Origin of the sequence: Pontimicrobium sp. IMCC45349 (assembly GCF_047219225.1) — a bacterium.
Lineage (GTDB): Bacteria > Bacteroidota > Bacteroidia > Flavobacteriales > Flavobacteriaceae > IMCC45349.
Genome location: NZ_CP178208.1, coordinates 2,834,803 through 2,854,100, shown reverse-complemented (window position 1 = coordinate 2,854,100; position 19,298 = coordinate 2,834,803). Strand labels below are relative to the sequence as shown.

The window sequence follows — 19,298 nt, the reverse complement described above, 5'->3', positions numbered from 1 at the left end:
GTTTTTATTTTTTATTTCTACTAATGACATTAAATTAACTCTAAATGACATTGTGTGATTTATATACGGTTTCTATTTCTCCAATAATGTTTATATCATCAATAGTTGAAGGCACCTTATACTCATTTTTATCTGCTATGTTTCTAAGTAGCTTTCTTAAAATTTTTCCTGAACGTGTTTTTGGTAGTCTATCTACCAATATTACTTGTTTTAAAGAAGCTACAGCTCCTATATGATGTCTTACCTCTTTTACAATATCTTCTTGAATTACAGATTCAGCCATTATATTATCAGACTTTGTAACTGCCAATGCTAAAGGCTTTTGTCCTTTTAAATCACAATGAATACCAATAACAGCGCACTCAGCCACTGAATCGTGAGCAGCTACAACTTCTTCCATTTCGGCAGTAGATAATCTATGACCTGCCACATTTATAACATCATCTACACGACCTGTTATATACACGTAATTATCTTCATCTTTATAGCCTCCATCACCAGAAAAATAATAGCCTGGAAACTTTTCAAGATAACCTGCTTTAAAACGCTCTGGATTACCCCAAATATTTCTTAAGTTTCCTGGTGGTAATGGAAGCTTAACAGCTACATAACCTTCGGTACCATTAGGTACTACTTCGCCTTTTTCATTTAATATTTGTAAATCATATCCACATACGGGAAATGTTGCTGATCCAGGTTTTACTTTTTGCAATTCTACTCCTGCCATATTTGCTAACATTGGCCAACCACTTTCGGTTTGCCACCAATGATCAATTACTGGAACACCTAGTTTTTCTTCAGTCCATTTAAGTGTAGATACATCGCAACGTTCACCTGCAAGGAACTGATATTTTAGGCATGATATATCGTATTGTTTCAAGAACTCTGCATTTGGATCTTCTTTTTTTATTGCTCTAATAGCTGTAGGTGCTGTAAACATAACACGTACTTGATGTTCACTAATAACTCTCCAAAATGTAGAAGCATCTGGTGTTCTAATAGGTTTACCTTCAAACAACACTGTTGTATTTCTATTTAATAAAGGACCATAAACTATATAGCTATGACCAACAACCCAACCTACATCACTAGCAGCCCAATAAACGTCTCCTGATTCTACTCCATAAACATGCTTCATCGAAAATTTTAAAGCGGTTGCATAACCACCTGTATCTCTAATAATCCCTTTTGGTTTACCAGTAGTTCCAGAAGTATATAAGATGTATGAAGGGTGTGTAGAATCAACCACTACTGGTTCTGCTGGTATAGCGTTTTTAACTGCTTCTAAATAATCTACATCATAAGGTTTTGCAGGAGCATCTGCTCCTAAATGTCTTTGATATAACAATACCTTTTCAGGTTTATGCTGAGATAATACTATAGCTTCATCTACATAAGGTTTATATGGAATAATTCTATCAACTTCAATACCACTAGATGCTGTAATAATTACTTTTGGTTGACAATCATCTATACGAATTGCCAACTCATGAGGTGCAAATCCTCCAAATACGACTGAGTGTGTTACACCAATACGTACACAAGCCAACATTGCATAAATGGCTTGAGGAATCATAGGCATATATATAATTGCTGTGTCTTCTTTTTGTAAGCCTAATTCTTTTAAAGCACCTGCTAACTTTGACACTTCTTTTTGAAGCCTATTAAAAGTAATTATCTCTTTAGTATTAGTTACAGGCGAATCGTAAATAATAGCATTTTGCCTACCATAACCATCTGCTATATGTTTATCTATACATAAATAACTTAAGTTAAGTTTTCCATCTTCAAACCATTGATAAAATCCATCATTGTCTTTTGACAATGTATTGTTTGGCATTTTGTGCCAATCTAGTTCTTGTGCTTGTGCATTCCAAAACGTTTTTGGGTCCTGAATACTGCTCTTATAAAATTCTTGATATGTCATGATTTTGATTTTTTTGGTTTAAACAAACCGAACCAATTTGGATTTAAGAATTTTAACTTAATGAGTGCCCAAATAATCACAACAAAACCAATCCCTAAAACAATAGAGTTTACAGGACTTACAGGGTTTTCACTCTCAAATTTAAAACGAAGAAATAAGGATATAATAACATATACAGATATGAATATATCTGATGCTAACGGATTTAATCTTAATTTCATTTTCTACATACTTAAATTAAACATTGGTTGTTTGCACACAAAACCAAATATTAATTAAAGTAGTTCAAGTATTTCTGAAACTATTTTTTTTACTGAAAACGGCTTAGTTAAATATTTATCTGCTCCAAGTTTTATGCCTTTTTCAATATCTGAAGCTTTATTTTTTGCAGTTAAAAACACCACTTTCGTGTTGGTTAAACTGTCTGTTTCTTTAATATATTTTAATGTTTGATAGCCATCTACATTTGGCATCATTATATCTAATAAAACAACATCAGGAATATTGTTTTCTAAAATTTGTAATGCCTCACTTCCATCTCTTGCAATGAATACCTCAAAATCTTGTTTTTTGAAGGTATACTCTAAGGTCATTACAATATTAGGCTCATCATCAACAATTAAAATCTTCTTCTTCATATTAGCGATACAATTTACTCAAAAGGTAGCTTAAATCCAAAGGTTGCTCCAACTTTCTTACCCTTTTTTACCCAAATTTTTCCATGATGATTTTCAATAATTTGTTTACTAATTGCTAAACCTAATCCACTGCCCTGTGGCTTGATAGTATTTTGATCACTAGACTGGTAAAATTTATCGAAAATATAGTTAATATCTTCTTCTGGAACACCTTTGCCATTATCCTTTACATACACTTCTACAAAGCCATTTAACATCTTGTAATCAACTATTATTTTTCCTTTGTTAGGCTCACAAAACTTAATAGCATTTGACAATAAATTAGTTAATACTTGTAAAATTCTATCCTCATCATAACTAAATTCAAAATCGACTAAACTATCATTGGTAATCTCTATTTCCTTTTTAGATGCTATTTGACTTATACTTGTAATGGCTTTATCGATTGTTTTTTTGATTGTATGACGCTGTATATCTAATTGCTGTCTTCCTGTAGATAACTTTTCAAAATCTAAAATGTTATGAATCAATCGTGATAATCTATCTGAATCTTGCAGGATATTGGATAAAAACTGCGCCTTAATTTCTTTAGGCATATCTTCATCGTCCATAATTAATTCTGTAGCTGCTCTAATTCCTGTAATAGGTGTTTTTAACTCGTGTGCGACTGTATCTAAAAACTCATCTTTTTGCTTATCTTTAATAATCAATTCTTGATTAGCATCTTGTAATTGTCCTGTTAAAGACGTCAACTCATCCGATTTTTCACGAAGCAACTTATTACGTGCAATCGTTTCTTTAGACTCTTCCAAAATTTTAAGCACTTCTACCAAACTAATCTCTTCTTCCTTTACTACACTAGCAATTAAAATTTTGGCTGATGCACTACCAATACTTCCCGTTAAAAGTTTCTCTGAGAAATTAATCAATCTAGCATCTGCCATTTGAGTGTCTTGTGGCAGTTTATATTTCATAAAAAATAAATTTAAAGCACGCTCAGTACGTTTTTCACCTAAAAATTTATTTAATACATTTTTTATATCTGTAACATAAGCTTCCCCTTTCCAAACTAAAGCGTTGTCTTGTAAATTAGTATAGTTCTTACTATCTACAAACATTTCTGCATAATTACGTTCTCTATAATTCCCTTTTAATAACAAAGAAATTGAAAAATATGTAAGCACATTAAATAACATGCTCCAAAAAAACGCATGTGCTGGAGGTGACATAAAATCAATACCGAATAACGCATATGGTTTTAGAGCAGAAATTCCTAAAAGACCATACTCTGTTAAATCGTTAGAACCCGTAAAAGCTTCAATAGTAAATGGCAAAATAAGTGTGTAAGCTGTAATTAAAAAACCTACAATTATTCCTGCTATTGCTGCTTTTGAAGAACCTCTATTCCAATATAAGCCAACAAAAAACGAAGGTCCTAATTGAGACACAATCACAAATGAAATTAACCCTATAGAATACAATGATAATTCAATAGAAAAGTTCACATAAAAGACATAAGCTAATACAATAATTAAAAATATAGATACACGTCTGATATTTTTTATATACATCGCATTTTTTTCAGGATGACCTTTTATAAATTTATCTAAAAAGCCATAAGGAATTACTAAGTTATTACTCACCATAGTTGACAATGCTAATGTTGATACAACTACCATAGATATTACAGCCGAAAAACCTCCAAGAAAAACTAATAAAGCTAAAAATGTATTGTCTTGTTGTAATGGTAATAGCAATGTAAAATACTCTGCATTTACAGATTCGTTAAAAGACAATTTCCCTGCCCAAGCAATAAAAATTACAAATAAGTTAAAGAGTAATAAATACAGAGGAAAGAGCCAAATAGCTTGCTTCAAATGTTTTTCTCTACTGTTCTCAACTACTGACATTTGAAATTGCCTTGGCAATAAAAATATAGCCATAAAAGACAGCATAATCATATAAAACCAATTGAATCCATTTTCTATACTTCCTATTGAAGTTAAAACAGAGAAGTTATCAGTTTTTGAAATTTGATTATAAATATCATTTGTCCCATCAAATAAATAAAATGTCACATAAATACCAACTGCTAAAAAGAAAACCAGTTTTAAAACAGACTCAAAAGCTACTGATGCAACAATTCCTCTATGTTTCTCTGAGGCATCTGTAGTTTGTGTACCAAAAAATGTTGCAAAAACTGCTAATAATAATGCAATATAAAATGTAGAATCGTCAAAAACTCCTGTTGAAACATAACTTGACTCATCCGACATAATTTGAAATGTTTCTGAAATAGCTTTTAATTGTAATGAAATATATGGTACAGTAGCTACTACACAAATAAGTGTTATTAGCGCTCCTAGAAAACGATTATTACCGTAACGCAACGAAATAAAATCAGCAATTGATGAAATTTTATGCTGCTTTGATATCCTAATTATCTTCCTTAAAACCACAATCCATAAAGGAGCTGCAATAACTGGTCCCAAATAAATTGGCAAAAAGTTTACACCTGTATTAGCAGCAATACCTACGCTACCATAATATGTCCATGCAGAACAATAAACTGCTAATGATAATGTATACACAAAAGGATTGTTCACCCATTTACTTTTGGCATTTTTTTCAGCTAGAAAAGCGATATAAAATAATATCGCTAAGTATGAAATTATAATAATTACCAATGCGTAGTTACTCATAATGCCTTTTTAAAACTACATATGATACAATAATAGAGACTAACCAAACACTAAAAATTGAAAAATAAAAAGTAGGCATACCCAATACAACCCCATCAATGTTAAACACTAATAAAAAAGGCACATTAAGTACTACTAATAGTGCAAAGGAAAGTATAACTAATTTTTGTTCGTGTCTTTTTTTCATTGTAGTTTCTTGTATAAATGTAATAAAAAAACAGTATTGCTGTAAAAGCAATACTGTTTAACTAACTAATAATCTAACATTAATGGTGTGTAGCCTCTCCTGCTCCTGAAGGAATTCGGATGTTTTCAACTATTTCCTGAACATCTGCAGGCGGCGGAGACGTCATTCTAGATACGATAACAGACACAACAACATTTACTACCATTGCTACTGTTCCAAAACCTTCTGGCGATGTACCAAACCACCACTCACTAGCTGGTCTAGGATCCATCACACCTATTAATCCTGTTTTGTAACGTATCATATAGAATAACATTAACGTTATCCCAACTACCATACCAGCAATGGCACCTTGCTTATTCATTCGCTTATCAAAAATACCTAGTATAATTGCAGGGAAGAACGATGCAGCTGCCAACCCAAAGGCTAGCGCTACAACTGCGGCGACAAATCCTGGTGGATAGATACCAAATAAACCAGCTATAATAATTGCAAAAACAATTGCTATTCTTGCCCACATTAGCTCTCCTTTTTCGGAGATGTCTGGTTTTAATTGCTTTTTAATTAAATCGTGCGAGATTGATGTAGATATTACTAATAATAAACCAGCTGCTGTAGATAATGCTGCTGCTAAACCACCAGCAGCTACTAATGCAATTACCCAATTAGGTAAGTTTGCAATTTCTGGATTTGCTAATACCATAATATCTCTATCTACGTACAACTCATTTGCTGCATCATTAGCGTTTGAAATCATACGTTCACCACTTTTTCCTCTACCATCAATAAATACTGGTTTTTTTCCATTTAAGGCACTTCCAGCTACGTATTGAATCTTACCATCATTGTTTTTATCAGACCACGCTATTAATCCTGTATCTTCCCAATTTTTAAACCATTCAGGAATTCCAGTATACTCTTTGTTATTTACAGTTTCAATTAAGTTTGTTCTTGCAAATACAGCAATTGCAGGTGCAGTTGTATAAAGAATAGCAATAAATAATAAAGCTAATCCAGCAGACTTACGTGCATCTTTTACTTTTGGTACTGTAAAGAAACGTACAATTACGTGTGGTAATCCAGCTGTACCAACCATAAGCGCTAAAGTAATTGCAAATACATCCCAAGTAGATTTTGTTCCACTTGTATATTCGTTGAATCCGAGTTCTGTATGTAATGTATCTAATTTATCGAGTAAGAAGGCGCCTCCTTCAACCTTTCCTCCCATTCCTATTTGTGGAATTGGGTTTCCTGTCATTTGTAAAGAGATAAAAATTGCTGGTACCATAAATGCAAATATTAATACACAATACTGTGCTACTTGCGTATATGTAATCCCTTTCATTCCTCCTAAGAATGCAAAGATTAACACTACTGTCATACCAATAATTACACCTACATTTATATCTACTTGTAAGAACTGCGAAAATACAATTCCTACACCACGCATTTGACCTGCTACATAAGTAAACGATACAATTAAAGCACAAAGTACAGCAACTGTTCTTGCAGTATTTGAGTAGTAACGATCACCAATAAAATCTGGTACAGTAAACTTCCCAAACTTACGTAAATAAGGCGCCAAGAGTAATGCTAATAATACATATCCTCCTGTCCATCCCATAAGGAATACTGAACCATCATATCCCATGAATGAGATTAATCCAGCCATCGATATAAATGACGCTGCACTCATCCAGTCGGCAGCAGTTGCCATTCCGTTTGCTAATGGAGAAACACCTCCTCCAGCAACATAAAATTCTTTTGTTGAACCAGCTCTAGCCCAAATTGCAATTCCAAAATATAGGGCAAATGTAATCCCAACTAAAATCCAAGTCCATGTTTGAACACTCATAATAATATATTTTTTTGGTTATTAATTAAGATTACTCGTCGTAACCATATTTTTTATCTAGTTTATTCATAATTCGTACATACACGAAAATTAGTATTACGAATACATATATTGACCCTTGTTGCGCGAACCAAAATCCAAGTTTAAATCCGCCAAGTCTAATTTCATTTAAAGCATCTCTAAATAAAATTCCACATCCATAAGACACCACAAACCATATAACTAGTAAAATGGATAGGTACTTAATATTTTCTTTCCAATATGCTGAAGCATTGCTTTTATCTGACATAATTTTAAGTTTATAGGTATATCATTGCTTGAAGTGTAACTATTCCTGTTTTTGAGTCACCAAATTTTTGGTTTTTATACTCTAAGGTTAGTTTAGAATTGTGCCCGCTCATATAAGCATTAGCACCTATACTGAAAACATTTCTATTATCATCGGTTGCATCATAGCTATTAGAAGCATACGCAACATAAGGTTGGTATCTTGTTTTTTCCTTATCACCAGCAAAAACATATCCAACATGTGTATAAATCATACTTCCTGTACCATAAGCACTAAATAAGTAGTCCTTACCATAATCGCTTGATTGATAAGTAGCATATGCTGTTAAAGCACTACCATCATCACCAAGTGGTGTATCGTAAAAAGCATCTACAGCAAAAATAGCAACGTCCTCTCCTTTTAAATCAGGATTAACAACAGTTCCTTCGTTAATAACTGCACCATTTGGATGCAAGAAGAATCCAGCTCCTATGTTAAATACTTTCTTTCCTCCTAAATATGAACCTACTTTAAATGGTAAGAAGTTTGACTCCTGATCTAAGAAATGATAATCAAAATAACCTGCATATATTTTTCCAGCATCTTTAGAGCCTAAATACTCTCTACCTCCATAAACAGTTGTACCAACATAATCGGCATCTTCTGGATTTCTAGTATCCAAATCACTAGCAATAGCATCATTAATAGCTACACGATATTGAAGTTTTCCAAATTTACCCTTAGCAAATACTCCAATATGTCTAGCAAACTGATCCGTTAAACCTATAGTCGCCCATGATTGACGGTTATTATCTAAGGTCATCATATTTAATGTACTTTGATTATTTAACCTAGAAATACCATTAAAGTAATGTAATCCACCTCCAACAGCATGGTTTTTACTTAAGTTATATTGTGCCCAAACATCATGAAAGAATAATTGAGAACCATCTCCTTTTCCTACTGGATGCATTGTATTACTATTTAAGCTATTCAATCCAAAATGAGTAAGAATCATGAATTTCTCATTGATTTGAGCAAACATTAAAATACGAGCGCGTCTTAAATTAAAACTTGTACTACTCTCATCGTCTGGAACATCATCATTATAACTGGCTTGTACTTGAGCCCAAGAAATGAGACGAAGGTATTTTTTTCCTTCCTCATCAAATTTCACTTTTAAGCCTCCATTATAATCTGGAGAACCTTGTGCATACAGATTTTGAAAGCCTAAGAAGGCTGAACAAAACAGTATTAAATAAAGTTTTTTCATAAAATTTAAAGATTAGTTAGTAATAAAGTTTTGGTTTTGTGTGCACTACTAATCTCTAAAAAAGATAGAGCTAAATAAAAATCAATATACATAAATGGTAATTATATATACCTAATCTCTAAAGCGTTCCCATTTAATAAGCATAAACTTATCACCAAGCTCGGTTACAAGAACACCAGCTCCAGACAAGTTATTAGTTTTTTGAAAGTAATTTGAAAGCTCTGAAGCACTTAAAATTTTATAACTTGGATGGTAATTAGAATTATATGGTCGTTTGATATTATATTTTTTAACCCAATTCATAATACTTACATGAGAAATCCCAAGAATACGCTCAATTTCTCTATACGTAAGTCCTTCTAAATATAACTGTAATGCCTTATTTACATAATAATCATCTATACGTTTCCCCATTTTATTAACAGAGAAAAAATAACCACAAGACTTACACTTATAGCGTTGTCTGTTATTTACAATTCCACTTTTAGTGTAGCTTTCTGAGCTACAATTTGGGCAACATTGAATATCCATATATAATAATTTAGCATAAATATATCAATTTAGCAACAATAATCCAAATTGATACATTATTACGATAACTAGATTAAAAAAATAATTACCTGATTATAAATTGTTAAGAAAAAGGTTTTAGAAAATTAATTGAAAGTATATATTTACAATTGTATTAAACATTAACCTATGTCTAGAAACAAATTCTACCTTATTTTACTATGCCTTGTTTCGTATAGTGCATTTTCTCAAAAAAGTATTGAACCAAATTCAAATGACAAACTAGAAGCTAAATCACTTAAAGAAAAATATGAAGATGATCATATTGCATTACAGTTAAGTAAAGACTATATTTCGTTTGGTTTTGACCAAAAAACCAATAAAGTAACCGTTAACCACAAGCTTGACGAAAACCATATTAACTTAGACTCACGTGCAGATATTCAAAAATATTGTTTTTACGATGGTGAGTCTGAAATAACAGAGTTTTCCATTAAATACAAAAACAAGAAGAAAGCAGGGTTCCAAGTTATTGACGAAGCCTATACGAGCGAAGATTTATTCCATATAGATACACGAGTTAAGTATGCTAATGTAGACTTTCCTTTAAATGGTTATAAATACTACACTACTATTAGAAAAGAATACAAAGACATTAAGTACTTCACTAAAGTATATTTTAATAATTCTTACCCAACAGTAAAACGAGAAATAAAGTTTGATATTCCTAGTTGGCTAGACATTGAGCTTAAAGAAATGAACTTTGAAGGTTACGACATTAAAAAAACCGAATACAAAGATTCCAAAACAAAAAATACAATAGTTACCTATAAGATTGAAGATTTACCAGCTATGTATGATGAAGAACGCGCTCCTGGTCCAACTTATATTTATCCACACATATTAATTCTTGCTAAATCGCAATCTAAAAATGGTGACAAAGAAGCAATCTTTAATTCTACTCAAGATTTATATAATTGGTATAGTAGTTTAGCAAATAGTCTAGAAAACGACAGAACTCCATTTAAAGCAAAAGTTGCAGAATTAACCAAAAACGCTAAGACAGACGACGAAAAAATAAAAAATATCTATTATTGGGTTCAAGACAACATTCGTTATATCGCTTTTGAAGATGGTATTGCTGGTTTTAAACCAGATGAAGCTGCCAATGTTTATAACAAAAAATATGGCGACTGTAAAGGAATGGCAAACCTTACAAAACAAATGCTTATAGAAGCTGGTTTTGACGCTAGACTTACTTGGATTGGTACTAAACGTATTGCCTACGACTACTCTACTCCAAACCTTTCGGTAGATAACCACATGATTTGTACTTTGTTTAAAGATGGTAAAGCCATCTTTCTTGATGGTACAGAAAAATTTAATGCCTATGGTGAGTATGCCGACAGAATTCAAGGCAAACAAGTTTTAATTGAAGATGGTGAAAAATACATCTTAAAAACAGTTCCTTCTGCTAATCATTCTGAAAACAAAGAATATATAGCTTACAACTACACTCTTGACGGCGAAACCTTGAAAGGAAGTGTACAAAAAACCTATAATGGAGAAAGTAGAGCAAGCTTACTTTACTATTTCAGTTCTTTAAAAACTGATATTAAAGAAGAATTTTTAAAATCGTATTTAGAAAAAGGCGATAGCAATATTAAAGTATCTAACATTGTTGCTTCTGATGTTACCGACAGAGAAGCAAGCTTGAATTTTACAGCAGATATTACAGTAAACAATGCAGTTTCATCTTTTGATGGCGAAGTTTACATTGATTTAGATATTGAAAAAGAGCTTAGTGATTTTGATCTAAATGATCGTAAAACCGATTATATTTTCAGACATAAAAAAGACTTAGACTCCAAAATCACATTACAAATTCCAGCAGGATATAAAGTAACATACGTACCAGAAAACAAAACTATCTCAAAAGATAATTTTGACCTATCAATTACCTTCAAACAAGAAGGAAATGCTGTGGTTTGTAAAAAAAGTTTTGTGATAAAAAATGCTAAAGTAGAAACCTCAGATTTTGATGAGTGGAATACGTTCATTAAAAAACTAGATGACACTTACAAAGAACAAATAATATTAACCAAACAATAAAAAACACTTATGAAAATAAGAATTTTAACCATTGCGCTTGTAGCTTTTAGTGCTACGCTTTTTGGACAAAGCAAACTAGAAATTGAAGCTAAAGAGCTATTTTGGGGCGCCAATGATGCATACAAAAATGCTACAGATATTCCAGATAAATGGAAAAACGAATCTGCTGTAGTTATCTATAAAAACGAAAATTACGATTTTCATAAGTTTGGTAAAAATGTAACTTATAAAGTATCTATTAGAAAACGTATTAAGCTACTTGACAAAGCTGCTGTAGAAGAGTTTTCAGAATTTTCATTTAAAAAGCGCTTTAGATCTAATAAAGGTCGTTACTCTTGGAGAGCAAAAGGTGATAATATTGTAGGTGTAAAAATTATTAAACCAGATGGCAAAGAAATAGAAATAAATGTTGACGAAGAAGCTGTAGAGGTTGATGGCGAAACTAAAGTTGCAATTTCAAACCTTGAAGTTGGAGATATTATCGATTTTTATTTCTTTAAAGTAGAGCCTTTTAAATCTACTTACGCTTTTGGTTTTGACCCTGTTGAAACCGTTCTTTCTGAAGAATATCCAATTATGGATTTTAGACTGTTTTTTGAAACTGAAAATGATTTCTTTATCAATTTCAACTCTTATAATGGTGCACCAGAATTAAAACAAATCCAAACAAACAAAGGTAATTTTAGACGTTACGAATTAGTAGCTTCAGACATAGAAAAGAACGAGTTTTCAAGATGGTCTTATCCACTTGTAGAATTACCTTGTTATAAGTTTCAGGTATATTTTGCACGTTCTGGGAAGTTTGAAGATCGCGCATTAGCTTTCCTTCCAAAAAAGGAAAGTATTATTAAGAAAAGTGTATCACAAGATGAAGTACTAGACCTTTACGATCATCGTTTTAAACCAGATGGAGATATAGGAGACTTAAAGCATTTCTTAAAAGGAAAATCATTTAAAAACGATGCTGATAAAGTCACACAAGCTTACTACTACATGCGCCATTATTACTTAACACGCTTTGTAGAGGCTTTTATTGCTGACGAAGCAGATATTGTATATCCATATTACTATTATGGCACTAATCCTGTTTTTATTCAAAATGAAAAGCAATTTGTAAAACACTTTACAGAGTTTTTAAGACGTCATAAAATCAAATACGAAATTGTTGTTGCTAAAAAACGTTACGATGGTAGTATTGACGATTTACTGATTGAAAAAAATGTGAACGTTTTACTTAAAGTTAATACAGCAGAACCACTTTATGTTGAATTTTTTGGACCTCATACGAGTGTAAATCAATATTCACCATTAATTGAAGGAACAGATGTGTTTTTACTTACTAAATCAAAAAATAAAATTGATGGTATTAAAAGAGGTAAACTTCCTGTGTCTTCACATTTAGATAATGTAAATAAAAAAGACATTACAGTAGCTTTTAACGAAGATTTTACTGTACTGGATATGACAACTTCAAGTTCGTTTAAAGGACATACCAAAGACGAATACCAATACGAATTCTTATTATTTACAGATTATATAAATGAAGATTATGCAAAGTATAAAACAAAAACATTAGCAGATCGTATTAAAAACAAGAAACAAAAGCTTAAGGTTACTAAAGAAATGAACGCCTTAATAGAAAAGCTAAAAGACAAACAAAAAGAAACTTTAAAAGAGTATGCCGAAAGTGATTTAGAAAGAAATGAAGTTGAAGATTATGAGTTTAAAATAATTAGTACAGGACGTTTTGGTCCAGATTCTGAATTGGCCTTTTCAGATAGTTTTAAAGCTAAAAACATATTAGTTAAAAAAGCTGGACCTAACCATATTTTTGAAATTGGAAAGCTTATTGGAGGTCAAATAGACCTTGAAGACAAAGAGCGTACACGCACAAGTAACGTTCACGCTTCTTATGCTAGAACCTTTAACTATAATATTACTATGACTATTCCAGAAGGCTATACAGTTGCTGGATTAGACAAGTTAAATAAAAATGTAGATAATGCTGCAGGTGCATTTATTAGTACAGCTACCATTGAAGGTGATAAACTAATTGTAACAACATCTAAGCAATACAAAAACAATTTCGAGCCAAAAGAAAATTGGCCACAAATGATGGCATTTTTAGATGCTGCGTTTCAGTTTACAAACGAAAAAGTACTGATTAAAAGAAAGTAATTACATTATTCTTAACATATAAAAAAACCACATCCAATTACGATGTGGTTTTTTCTTTTTTAAGCTTGGTAGTATACAACTTAAATGCTTCTACAACTTTTGGTGCTAAAATAATAGTAGACACCATTGTTGGTATTGCCATTAAAGCAAATACACCATCTATAAGATTTATCATCATATCTAGTGTCGTTGTGGCGCCTAGTATTATACTAATAATATAAAAGTAGTTGTAATAATGTTTATTGTGAGCGCCAAATAAAAACGACATACACTTCCCACCATAATACGAATACGAAAACAACGACGAAATACTAAACACTGCAATACACAATAACAATAAGTATTTACCATAAATTGGCATTGAAGTTCCAAATGCCGACGCTGTTAAGCTTACACCATTATCAGCAGTAGTTTCCCAAACTCCTGTCACTAAAATAGTAAGTGCTGTAAGCGTACACACAATTAAAGTATCAATTGCTGGTCCTAGCATAGCAACCAAACCTTCACGAATAGGTTCGTCTGTTTTTGCCGCACCATGTGCCATTGGTGCAGTTCCTATTCCTGCTTCATTACTAAAAGCACCTCGCTTTATTCCTAATAAAATCAATGCACCAACAACACCTCCAAGAAAAGGTGTTCCACTATAATTACTTGCGGCAAAAGCATCAGTAAAAATCATAGCTAAATATTTTGGTACAACATCTATATGTAAACCTAAAATTATAAGCACTAACACAAAGTAAAGTAATACCATACTTGGTACTAAACGCGCTGCTGTTTTACTAATACGTTTCAAGCCTCCAAGTACTACAATAGCAGTAATACTCACCAGCACTATACCAATGTATAAATTGGTAAAAAAGCTTACTTTAACACCATTTGGCTTTAATAAAATATCATTAATTGCTTGGGTTAACTGGTTAACATTAAAAACAGGTAAAGCGCCTATTAACCCACAAAAAGCAAACATAATTGCTAAAGGTTTCCAAGCTTTCCCTAAGCCTTGTGTAATTACATACATTGGACCACCTTGTATATTACCTTCGCTATCGTTACCTCTAAACATAATAGCCAATGTAGATGTAAAAAACTTGGTAGACATTCCTATTACTGCACTTATCCACATCCAAAATACAGCTCCAGGACCACCAATAGAAATAGCTACAGCCACACCAGCAATATTGCCCATACCTACAGTGGCAGATAAAGCAGTAGTAAGCGCTTGAAAATGGCTAATTTGTCCAGGATCGTTTGGATCATCGTACTTACCTCTAAGTACTTGTATAGCATGACCTATATATCTAAAAGGCAAAAAACGAGATAGTATTAAAAGGTATAAACCACCTCCAATAAGCAAAATTAATAATGGTAATCCCCAAGCATAAGCCGAAAATTTTTGCAAGACAACATCCAATACTTCCATAAGTTTTATTTAGTCAATGTATAAATGTAATCATTACAATTATATAAGCCTAAATACGTATTTCTACGTATTGATTTTCTTACTTAAAAAAGCTAACTTCGTTTAACAATTTATATAAACCATTAAAACGTGTTTATATAAATACATTAGGCATAAGCAAAAATTAAATCAAAAAAACAAATATAATGTCAGAAGACAACAAACCGGATTTAGATAAGCTATTAAAACACTTAAATGAGAAATGGGGAAATAGAGCTTGTCCAATGTGTAATTCTAACAGTTGGACTGTTAACGATACTGTTTATGAATTAAGACAATTTCAGGGAGGAAATATTGTCATTGGAGGAGGACCAATCTATCCAATAATTCCCGTAAACTGTAATAATTGTGGAAATACTGTTTTAGTTAACGCATTAGTTTCGCAAGCTATTGAAAAACCAAAAGTTGAACCTAAAAAAACTAAGAAAGATGAGTGATAATGGAAACAACTTTTCGGTATCTCAAGAATATGAATTAATGTCTCATCAAAAAGGCAAAGCTTATCCAATTGCTATAAGTGAATGGAAATTCATAAAAGATAAACTAGGAGAAATTGATATAAATGTTAATATATTTAATAAAATAGGATTTTTATTTCTTGGTGCTTGTGTTCCTTGCCTAATAACGTTATTGGGTACGGAATTTCAGGACATTCGATATCAATACTTAGTGATTGCTCTATTTGGAATATTTCTGGTTGGTGGACTACTATCTCTTTATTTTTCTCAGGAAAAACATAAGTCTGAAACCTCAAAACCTATTGATATATTAAATCAAATGAAATTAATCGAATCTCGGTTTGAATCAAGTGATAAAGAAGCCAATGCCTAACAACGTGTATAGTTCATGCTATCACATGAACTTCAATTAAATTTCCTAACTTTAAAGAAACAACAGAACACTCGGAATATTCCTCACGGAATATTCCGCACAAACCATACACGAACACGTTAAACGAACTTCCAAATCCTCCTCCATTTAAAAAGTTAAAAAAAACTTAATTTTTCTTGTAACATTTTTATCAATACATGCACTTATAAGGTAAACTTGTAATATTAATAAGTCTTGTAATTATATGATAATTCACCACTTATAATATGAAAAATATTACTTAATATTGTTTACAAGTTCTTACTTAAAAAAACCATCATTTAAAAAAGCCTCACGCATTGGATAACGTTATTGACATTGCCTTTTCTCAAGTAAACATAACCCTAAGTATTCTGGTTATAATTTTAATTCTCTATTGGATTTTCAATATGATTTCTGGTATAGATTTCGACCTAGATATAGACGTTGATGTAGATATAGATGCTGATGTTGACGTAGATGTCGATGCTAATCTTGATACAGCATCTTTTACAGATCTTGCAAATGCTGAAATAAATGAAGAAGATGTTATAAAAGACCCAAGAAAAAAACTAACATGGTGGCAACAGGTACTAGTTTACTTCAACTTTGTAGGACTTCCTTTTATGTTCACTTTTACATCTTGGATTTTTATTTGGTGGCTATGCACAGTAATAGCAACCACACTAACATCGTCTTATAACACAAATTATGGTTATACGCTTTTATTAGCAGGTATTGTACCTTCTTTAGTAATAACCAAACTGTTTACATCGCCATTTAAAGGTTTTTTCAAAAACTTAAATCCAGATGGTGATGCGCCAATTAATCTTATAGGCAGAAAGGGATTGATGCTCTCAAAAATCTCTAAAAACAAAATGGGATCTGCTGAGATAATAGTAGACGACAACCCAATTTCAATTTATGCGAAATCTCATAATGGAAATACGATTGATTACAAACAAGAAATTGTAGTCATCAAACAATCGGACGATAAAAACTTTTATTGGGTACTTCCAGCCGAAGATCCTAATGAGCGCATCGTTAACATCGAAGACATCAAATTTTAAACATATTAAATCTTAAACAAAACCAAATAATAAACATGGAAAACATCACACAAATTATTGGTATAGGCGTTGGGCTTATCCTCTTTCTAATCATCATTTATTTTGCAATTATTGCACTATTCTATAAAAAAGTACCTCAAGGTGAAGCCTTAGTACGTACAGGATTTAAGGGTACTAAAGTTGCTACAGATAAAGGATTATACGTGGTACCTGTATTTCATAAAGTAGAAATCATGGATATTTCTGTAAAGAAAATTCAAATAGAACGTATTGGAGAAAACGGATTGTTATGTAAAGATAACATGCGTGCCGATATTAAAGTAGCCTTCTTTGTACGTGTAAATAATGAAGTAGAGTTTATTAAAAAAGTAGCACAAACAGTAGGTTGCGAAAGAGCTTCAGATATTTCAACTTTAGAAGAGCTTTTTGAAGCTAAATTCTCTGAAGCATTAAAAACAGTAGGTAAAAAATTCCAGTTCGTAGAATTATACGAAGCGCGTCGCGAATTCCGTGATGAAATTGTAGATATTATTGGAACTGATCTTAATGGTTATACCTTAGAAGATTGTGCTATTGATTACTTGGAGCAAACCTCAGTACAGTTTTTAAAGCCTGACAACATCTTAGATGCAGAAGGAATTAAAAAAATTACAGAACTTACTGCTGAGCAAAACATGAAAGCTAACCTTATTAAGCGCGATGAGGAAAAAGTAATTCGTAAGCAAGATGTTGAAGCACGCGAAGCTATTTTAGAGTTAGACAAACAATTAGCTGAAAAAGAAGAACAACAAAAGCGTGAAATCGCTAATATTAAAGCGCGTGAAGAGGCAGAAACTATTAAAGTTGCTGAAGAAGAACGTTTAAAATCTGAATCTGCTAGAATTTCTACCGAAGAAAAAGTAAAAGTTGCTGAAGAAAATATGGAGCGTCAAATTATTGTCGCTGCAAAAAATAAGCAACGTACAGATGCTGTTGAAACTGAACGTGTAGAAAAAGACAGAATGTTAGAAGCTACCGAAAGAGAACGTATTGTTACGCTTGCTCAAATTGAAAAAGAAAAGGTTGTTGAAGTAGAAAAGAAAAGTATCCAAGATGTAATTCGCGATCGTGTAATGTTAGAAAAAGGTGTGGTTGAAGAGCAAGAAAACATGAAGGATATTGAAGCTTTCAAAACTGCTGAGCGTGAAAAACAAGTAAAAATTACGATTGCTGAAGCGAATGCTCAAGAATCATTAATTAAAACTATTAAAGCTGCTGAAGCTGAAAAAGAAGCATCTAAGCAAAAAGCAGAAGAAATTAATATTGAGGCAGAAGCTAAGAAACAAGCTAGTGAAAAAGAAGCAGAAGCTAGAAAAACATTAGCAGAAGCTAAAGCTAAAGAAGAAGCTACTATTGGTATGTCTGAAGCTCAAGTAATGCATGCTAAAGCCGATGCTAATGAGCGTCAAGGATTGGTTGAAGCAACTATTATAGAAAAGAAAGCTAAAGCGGAAGCTGCTGGTATCTTAGCTAAAGCAGAAGCGATTAAAGAAGAAGGTGTAGCACAAGCCGAAGTAATTAAAGAACAAGCCTTAGCTGAAGCTTCAGGAATTGAAGAAAAAGCTAATGCTATGAAGAAATTAGATGGTGTTGGTAAAGAGCACGAAGAGTTTAAACTACGCTTAAATAAAGAATTACAAGTTGACTTAGCAGAAATCAATATCCAAAAAGATATTGCAGATGCACAAGCACAAGTAATTGGTGAGGCATTAAGAGCTGCTAACATTGACATAGTTGGTGGAGAAACAATGTTCTTCGATCAAATTATTGGACAAATTACGAAGTCTAAAGGTGTAGATCGTTTAATTAATCATTCTGATAATATTACCGAAGTTAAAGAAGCTATTTTAGGTAGCGATGATGTAAAAGGAAACTTATTAGAAAAGATTAAAGAATTTGCTACTAAATATGGCATTTCTTCCGAAGACATTAAAAACGTAACTGTTGCTAATTTGTTATTACACTTAAAATCTAAAACAACAGATTCTGGAGAACTAAACTTATTTGAAAACCTATCAAATCTTGCGAGTGGCTTAGGTTTATTAGATAAGAAGTTAGGATAATATCATACACTCGCTTATAAGCGAGTGTATTTAATCTAATTTATTAAAAGGAATTGCTGTTACACAGATATAGAATAATAAAAAATCTAATTAAGATTTATTATCGTTCGTTCCTCTCATTTTCATAATGATTAAGTGTTTAAATAACACATCTTTTAAGATTTA

16 protein-coding genes are annotated in these 19,298 nt (G+C 32.0%); 7 read left to right on the top strand and 9 right to left on the bottom strand.

What is annotated here, in order from left to right:
- Positions 1 to 40 precede the first annotated feature (40 nt).
- Positions 41 to 1,927, bottom strand: a complete 1,887-nt coding sequence (locus ACLII3_RS13255; protein WP_412984698.1) for an acetate--CoA ligase — start codon at positions 1,925 to 1,927, stop codon at positions 41 to 43.
- 60 nt (positions 1,928 to 1,987) lie between these two features.
- Here ACLII3_RS13255 and ACLII3_RS13250 point away from each other — a divergent pair, with 60 nt between their 5' ends.
- Positions 1,988 to 2,206 carry a hypothetical protein gene (locus ACLII3_RS13250; RefSeq protein ID WP_412984697.1) on the top strand — a complete coding sequence of 73 codons (219 nt, stop codon included), beginning with the start codon at positions 1,988 to 1,990 and terminating at the stop codon, positions 2,204 to 2,206.
- Here ACLII3_RS13250 and ACLII3_RS13245 read toward each other — a convergent pair.
- From ACLII3_RS13245 to ACLII3_RS13215, 7 genes are all read right to left on the bottom strand, one after another.
- Positions 2,203 to 2,565, bottom strand: coding sequence for a response regulator transcription factor (locus ACLII3_RS13245; RefSeq protein ID WP_412984696.1), 363 nt, complete (start codon positions 2,563 to 2,565; stop codon positions 2,203 to 2,205). The genes ACLII3_RS13250 and ACLII3_RS13245 overlap by 4 nt on opposite strands.
- A gap of 14 nt (positions 2,566 to 2,579) precedes the next feature.
- A complete protein-coding gene (locus ACLII3_RS13240; RefSeq protein WP_412984695.1) occupies positions 2,580 to 5,267 on the bottom strand; it encodes an ATP-binding protein in 2,688 nt (895 codons plus the stop codon).
- Positions 5,260 to 5,454 (bottom strand): hypothetical protein, encoded by a 195-nt coding sequence (locus tag ACLII3_RS13235; protein ID WP_412984694.1) that lies wholly within the window; start codon positions 5,452 to 5,454, stop codon positions 5,260 to 5,262. The genes ACLII3_RS13240 and ACLII3_RS13235 overlap by 8 nt, the downstream gene beginning before the upstream one ends.
- 79 nt (positions 5,455 to 5,533) lie before the next feature.
- Complete coding sequence (locus ACLII3_RS13230) at positions 5,534 to 7,309, bottom strand: sodium:solute symporter family protein (RefSeq protein WP_412984693.1); 1,776 nt, start codon at positions 7,307 to 7,309, stop codon at positions 5,534 to 5,536.
- Between the two features lie 31 nt (positions 7,310 to 7,340).
- A complete protein-coding gene (locus ACLII3_RS13225; RefSeq protein ID WP_412984692.1) occupies positions 7,341 to 7,598 on the bottom strand; it encodes a DUF4212 domain-containing protein in 258 nt (85 codons plus the stop codon).
- A 10-nt stretch (positions 7,599 to 7,608) separates the two neighbouring features.
- Positions 7,609 to 8,850: a hypothetical protein gene (locus ACLII3_RS13220; RefSeq protein ID WP_412984691.1), complete on the bottom strand. Its 1,242-nt coding sequence runs from the start codon at positions 8,848 to 8,850 to the stop codon at positions 7,609 to 7,611.
- A gap of 111 nt (positions 8,851 to 8,961) precedes the next feature.
- Complete coding sequence (locus tag ACLII3_RS13215; RefSeq protein ID WP_412984690.1) at positions 8,962 to 9,381, bottom strand: transposase; 420 nt, start codon at positions 9,379 to 9,381, stop codon at positions 8,962 to 8,964.
- A gap of 168 nt (positions 9,382 to 9,549) precedes the next feature.
- Here ACLII3_RS13215 and ACLII3_RS13210 point away from each other — a divergent pair, with 168 nt between their 5' ends.
- Positions 9,550 to 11,472, top strand: a complete 1,923-nt coding sequence (locus ACLII3_RS13210) for a transglutaminase domain-containing protein (protein WP_412984689.1) — start codon at positions 9,550 to 9,552, stop codon at positions 11,470 to 11,472.
- 9 nt (positions 11,473 to 11,481) lie between these two features.
- On the top strand, positions 11,482 to 13,650 hold the full coding sequence (locus ACLII3_RS13205; RefSeq protein ID WP_412984688.1) for a hypothetical protein: 2,169 nt from the start codon (positions 11,482 to 11,484) through the stop codon (positions 13,648 to 13,650).
- A gap of 37 nt (positions 13,651 to 13,687) precedes the next feature.
- On the opposite strand, the gene ACLII3_RS13200 is transcribed toward ACLII3_RS13205, so the two are convergent.
- Entirely contained in the window at positions 13,688 to 15,073 is a 1,386-nt protein-coding gene (locus ACLII3_RS13200) for an alanine/glycine:cation symporter family protein (RefSeq protein WP_412984687.1), read from the bottom strand.
- A gap of 185 nt (positions 15,074 to 15,258) precedes the next feature.
- Here ACLII3_RS13200 and ACLII3_RS13195 point away from each other — a divergent pair, with 185 nt between their 5' ends.
- The 4 genes from ACLII3_RS13195 to ACLII3_RS13180 all read left to right on the top strand — a co-directional run bounded on the left by ACLII3_RS13195 (position 15,259) and on the right by ACLII3_RS13180 (position 19,133).
- Positions 15,259 to 15,549, top strand: coding sequence for a hypothetical protein (locus ACLII3_RS13195; RefSeq protein WP_412984686.1), 291 nt, complete (start codon positions 15,259 to 15,261; stop codon positions 15,547 to 15,549).
- Entirely contained in the window at positions 15,542 to 15,943 is a 402-nt protein-coding gene (locus tag ACLII3_RS13190) for a hypothetical protein (protein WP_412984685.1), read from the top strand. The genes ACLII3_RS13195 and ACLII3_RS13190 overlap by 8 nt, the downstream gene beginning before the upstream one ends.
- A 338-nt stretch (positions 15,944 to 16,281) precedes the next feature.
- A complete protein-coding gene (locus ACLII3_RS13185; RefSeq protein ID WP_412984684.1) occupies positions 16,282 to 17,031 on the top strand; it encodes a hypothetical protein in 750 nt (249 codons plus the stop codon).
- 35 nt (positions 17,032 to 17,066) lie between these two features.
- Positions 17,067 to 19,133, top strand: coding sequence for a flotillin family protein (locus tag ACLII3_RS13180; RefSeq protein ID WP_412984683.1), 2,067 nt, complete (start codon positions 17,067 to 17,069; stop codon positions 19,131 to 19,133).
- Positions 19,134 to 19,298: the final 165 nt, after the last annotated feature.

What these genes read in the sequence shown, in the direction of transcription:
- ACLII3_RS13250 (WP_412984697.1), top strand. Translation starts at nt 1,988, where the DNA reads ATGAGTGCCCAAATAATCACAACAAAACCAATCCCTAAAACAATAGAG.
- ACLII3_RS13190 (WP_412984685.1), top strand. Translation starts at nt 15,542, where the DNA reads ATGAGTGATAATGGAAACAACTTTTCGGTATCTCAAGAATATGAATTA.
- ACLII3_RS13235 (WP_412984694.1), bottom strand. Translation starts at nt 5,454, where the DNA reads ATGAAAAAAAGACACGAACAAAAATTAGTTATACTTTCCTTTGCACTA.
- ACLII3_RS13215 (WP_412984690.1), bottom strand. Translation starts at nt 9,381, where the DNA reads ATGGATATTCAATGTTGCCCAAATTGTAGCTCAGAAAGCTACACTAAA.
- ACLII3_RS13205 (WP_412984688.1), top strand. Translation starts at nt 11,482, where the DNA reads ATGAAAATAAGAATTTTAACCATTGCGCTTGTAGCTTTTAGTGCTACG.
- ACLII3_RS13240 (WP_412984695.1), bottom strand. Translation starts at nt 5,267, where the DNA reads ATGAGTAACTACGCATTGGTAATTATTATAATTTCATACTTAGCGATA.
- ACLII3_RS13220 (WP_412984691.1), bottom strand. Translation starts at nt 8,850, where the DNA reads ATGAAAAAACTTTATTTAATACTGTTTTGTTCAGCCTTCTTAGGCTTT.
- ACLII3_RS13255 (WP_412984698.1), bottom strand. Translation starts at nt 1,927, where the DNA reads ATGACATATCAAGAATTTTATAAGAGCAGTATTCAGGACCCAAAAACG.
- ACLII3_RS13180 (WP_412984683.1), top strand. Translation starts at nt 17,067, where the DNA reads ATGGAAAACATCACACAAATTATTGGTATAGGCGTTGGGCTTATCCTC.
- ACLII3_RS13200 (WP_412984687.1), bottom strand. Translation starts at nt 15,073, where the DNA reads ATGGAAGTATTGGATGTTGTCTTGCAAAAATTTTCGGCTTATGCTTGG.
- ACLII3_RS13230 (WP_412984693.1), bottom strand. Translation starts at nt 7,309, where the DNA reads ATGAGTGTTCAAACATGGACTTGGATTTTAGTTGGGATTACATTTGCC.
- ACLII3_RS13195 (WP_412984686.1), top strand. Translation starts at nt 15,259, where the DNA reads ATGTCAGAAGACAACAAACCGGATTTAGATAAGCTATTAAAACACTTA.
- ACLII3_RS13245 (WP_412984696.1), bottom strand. Translation starts at nt 2,565, where the DNA reads ATGAAGAAGAAGATTTTAATTGTTGATGATGAGCCTAATATTGTAATG.
- ACLII3_RS13210 (WP_412984689.1), top strand. Translation starts at nt 9,550, where the DNA reads ATGTCTAGAAACAAATTCTACCTTATTTTACTATGCCTTGTTTCGTAT.
- ACLII3_RS13225 (WP_412984692.1), bottom strand. Translation starts at nt 7,598, where the DNA reads ATGTCAGATAAAAGCAATGCTTCAGCATATTGGAAAGAAAATATTAAG.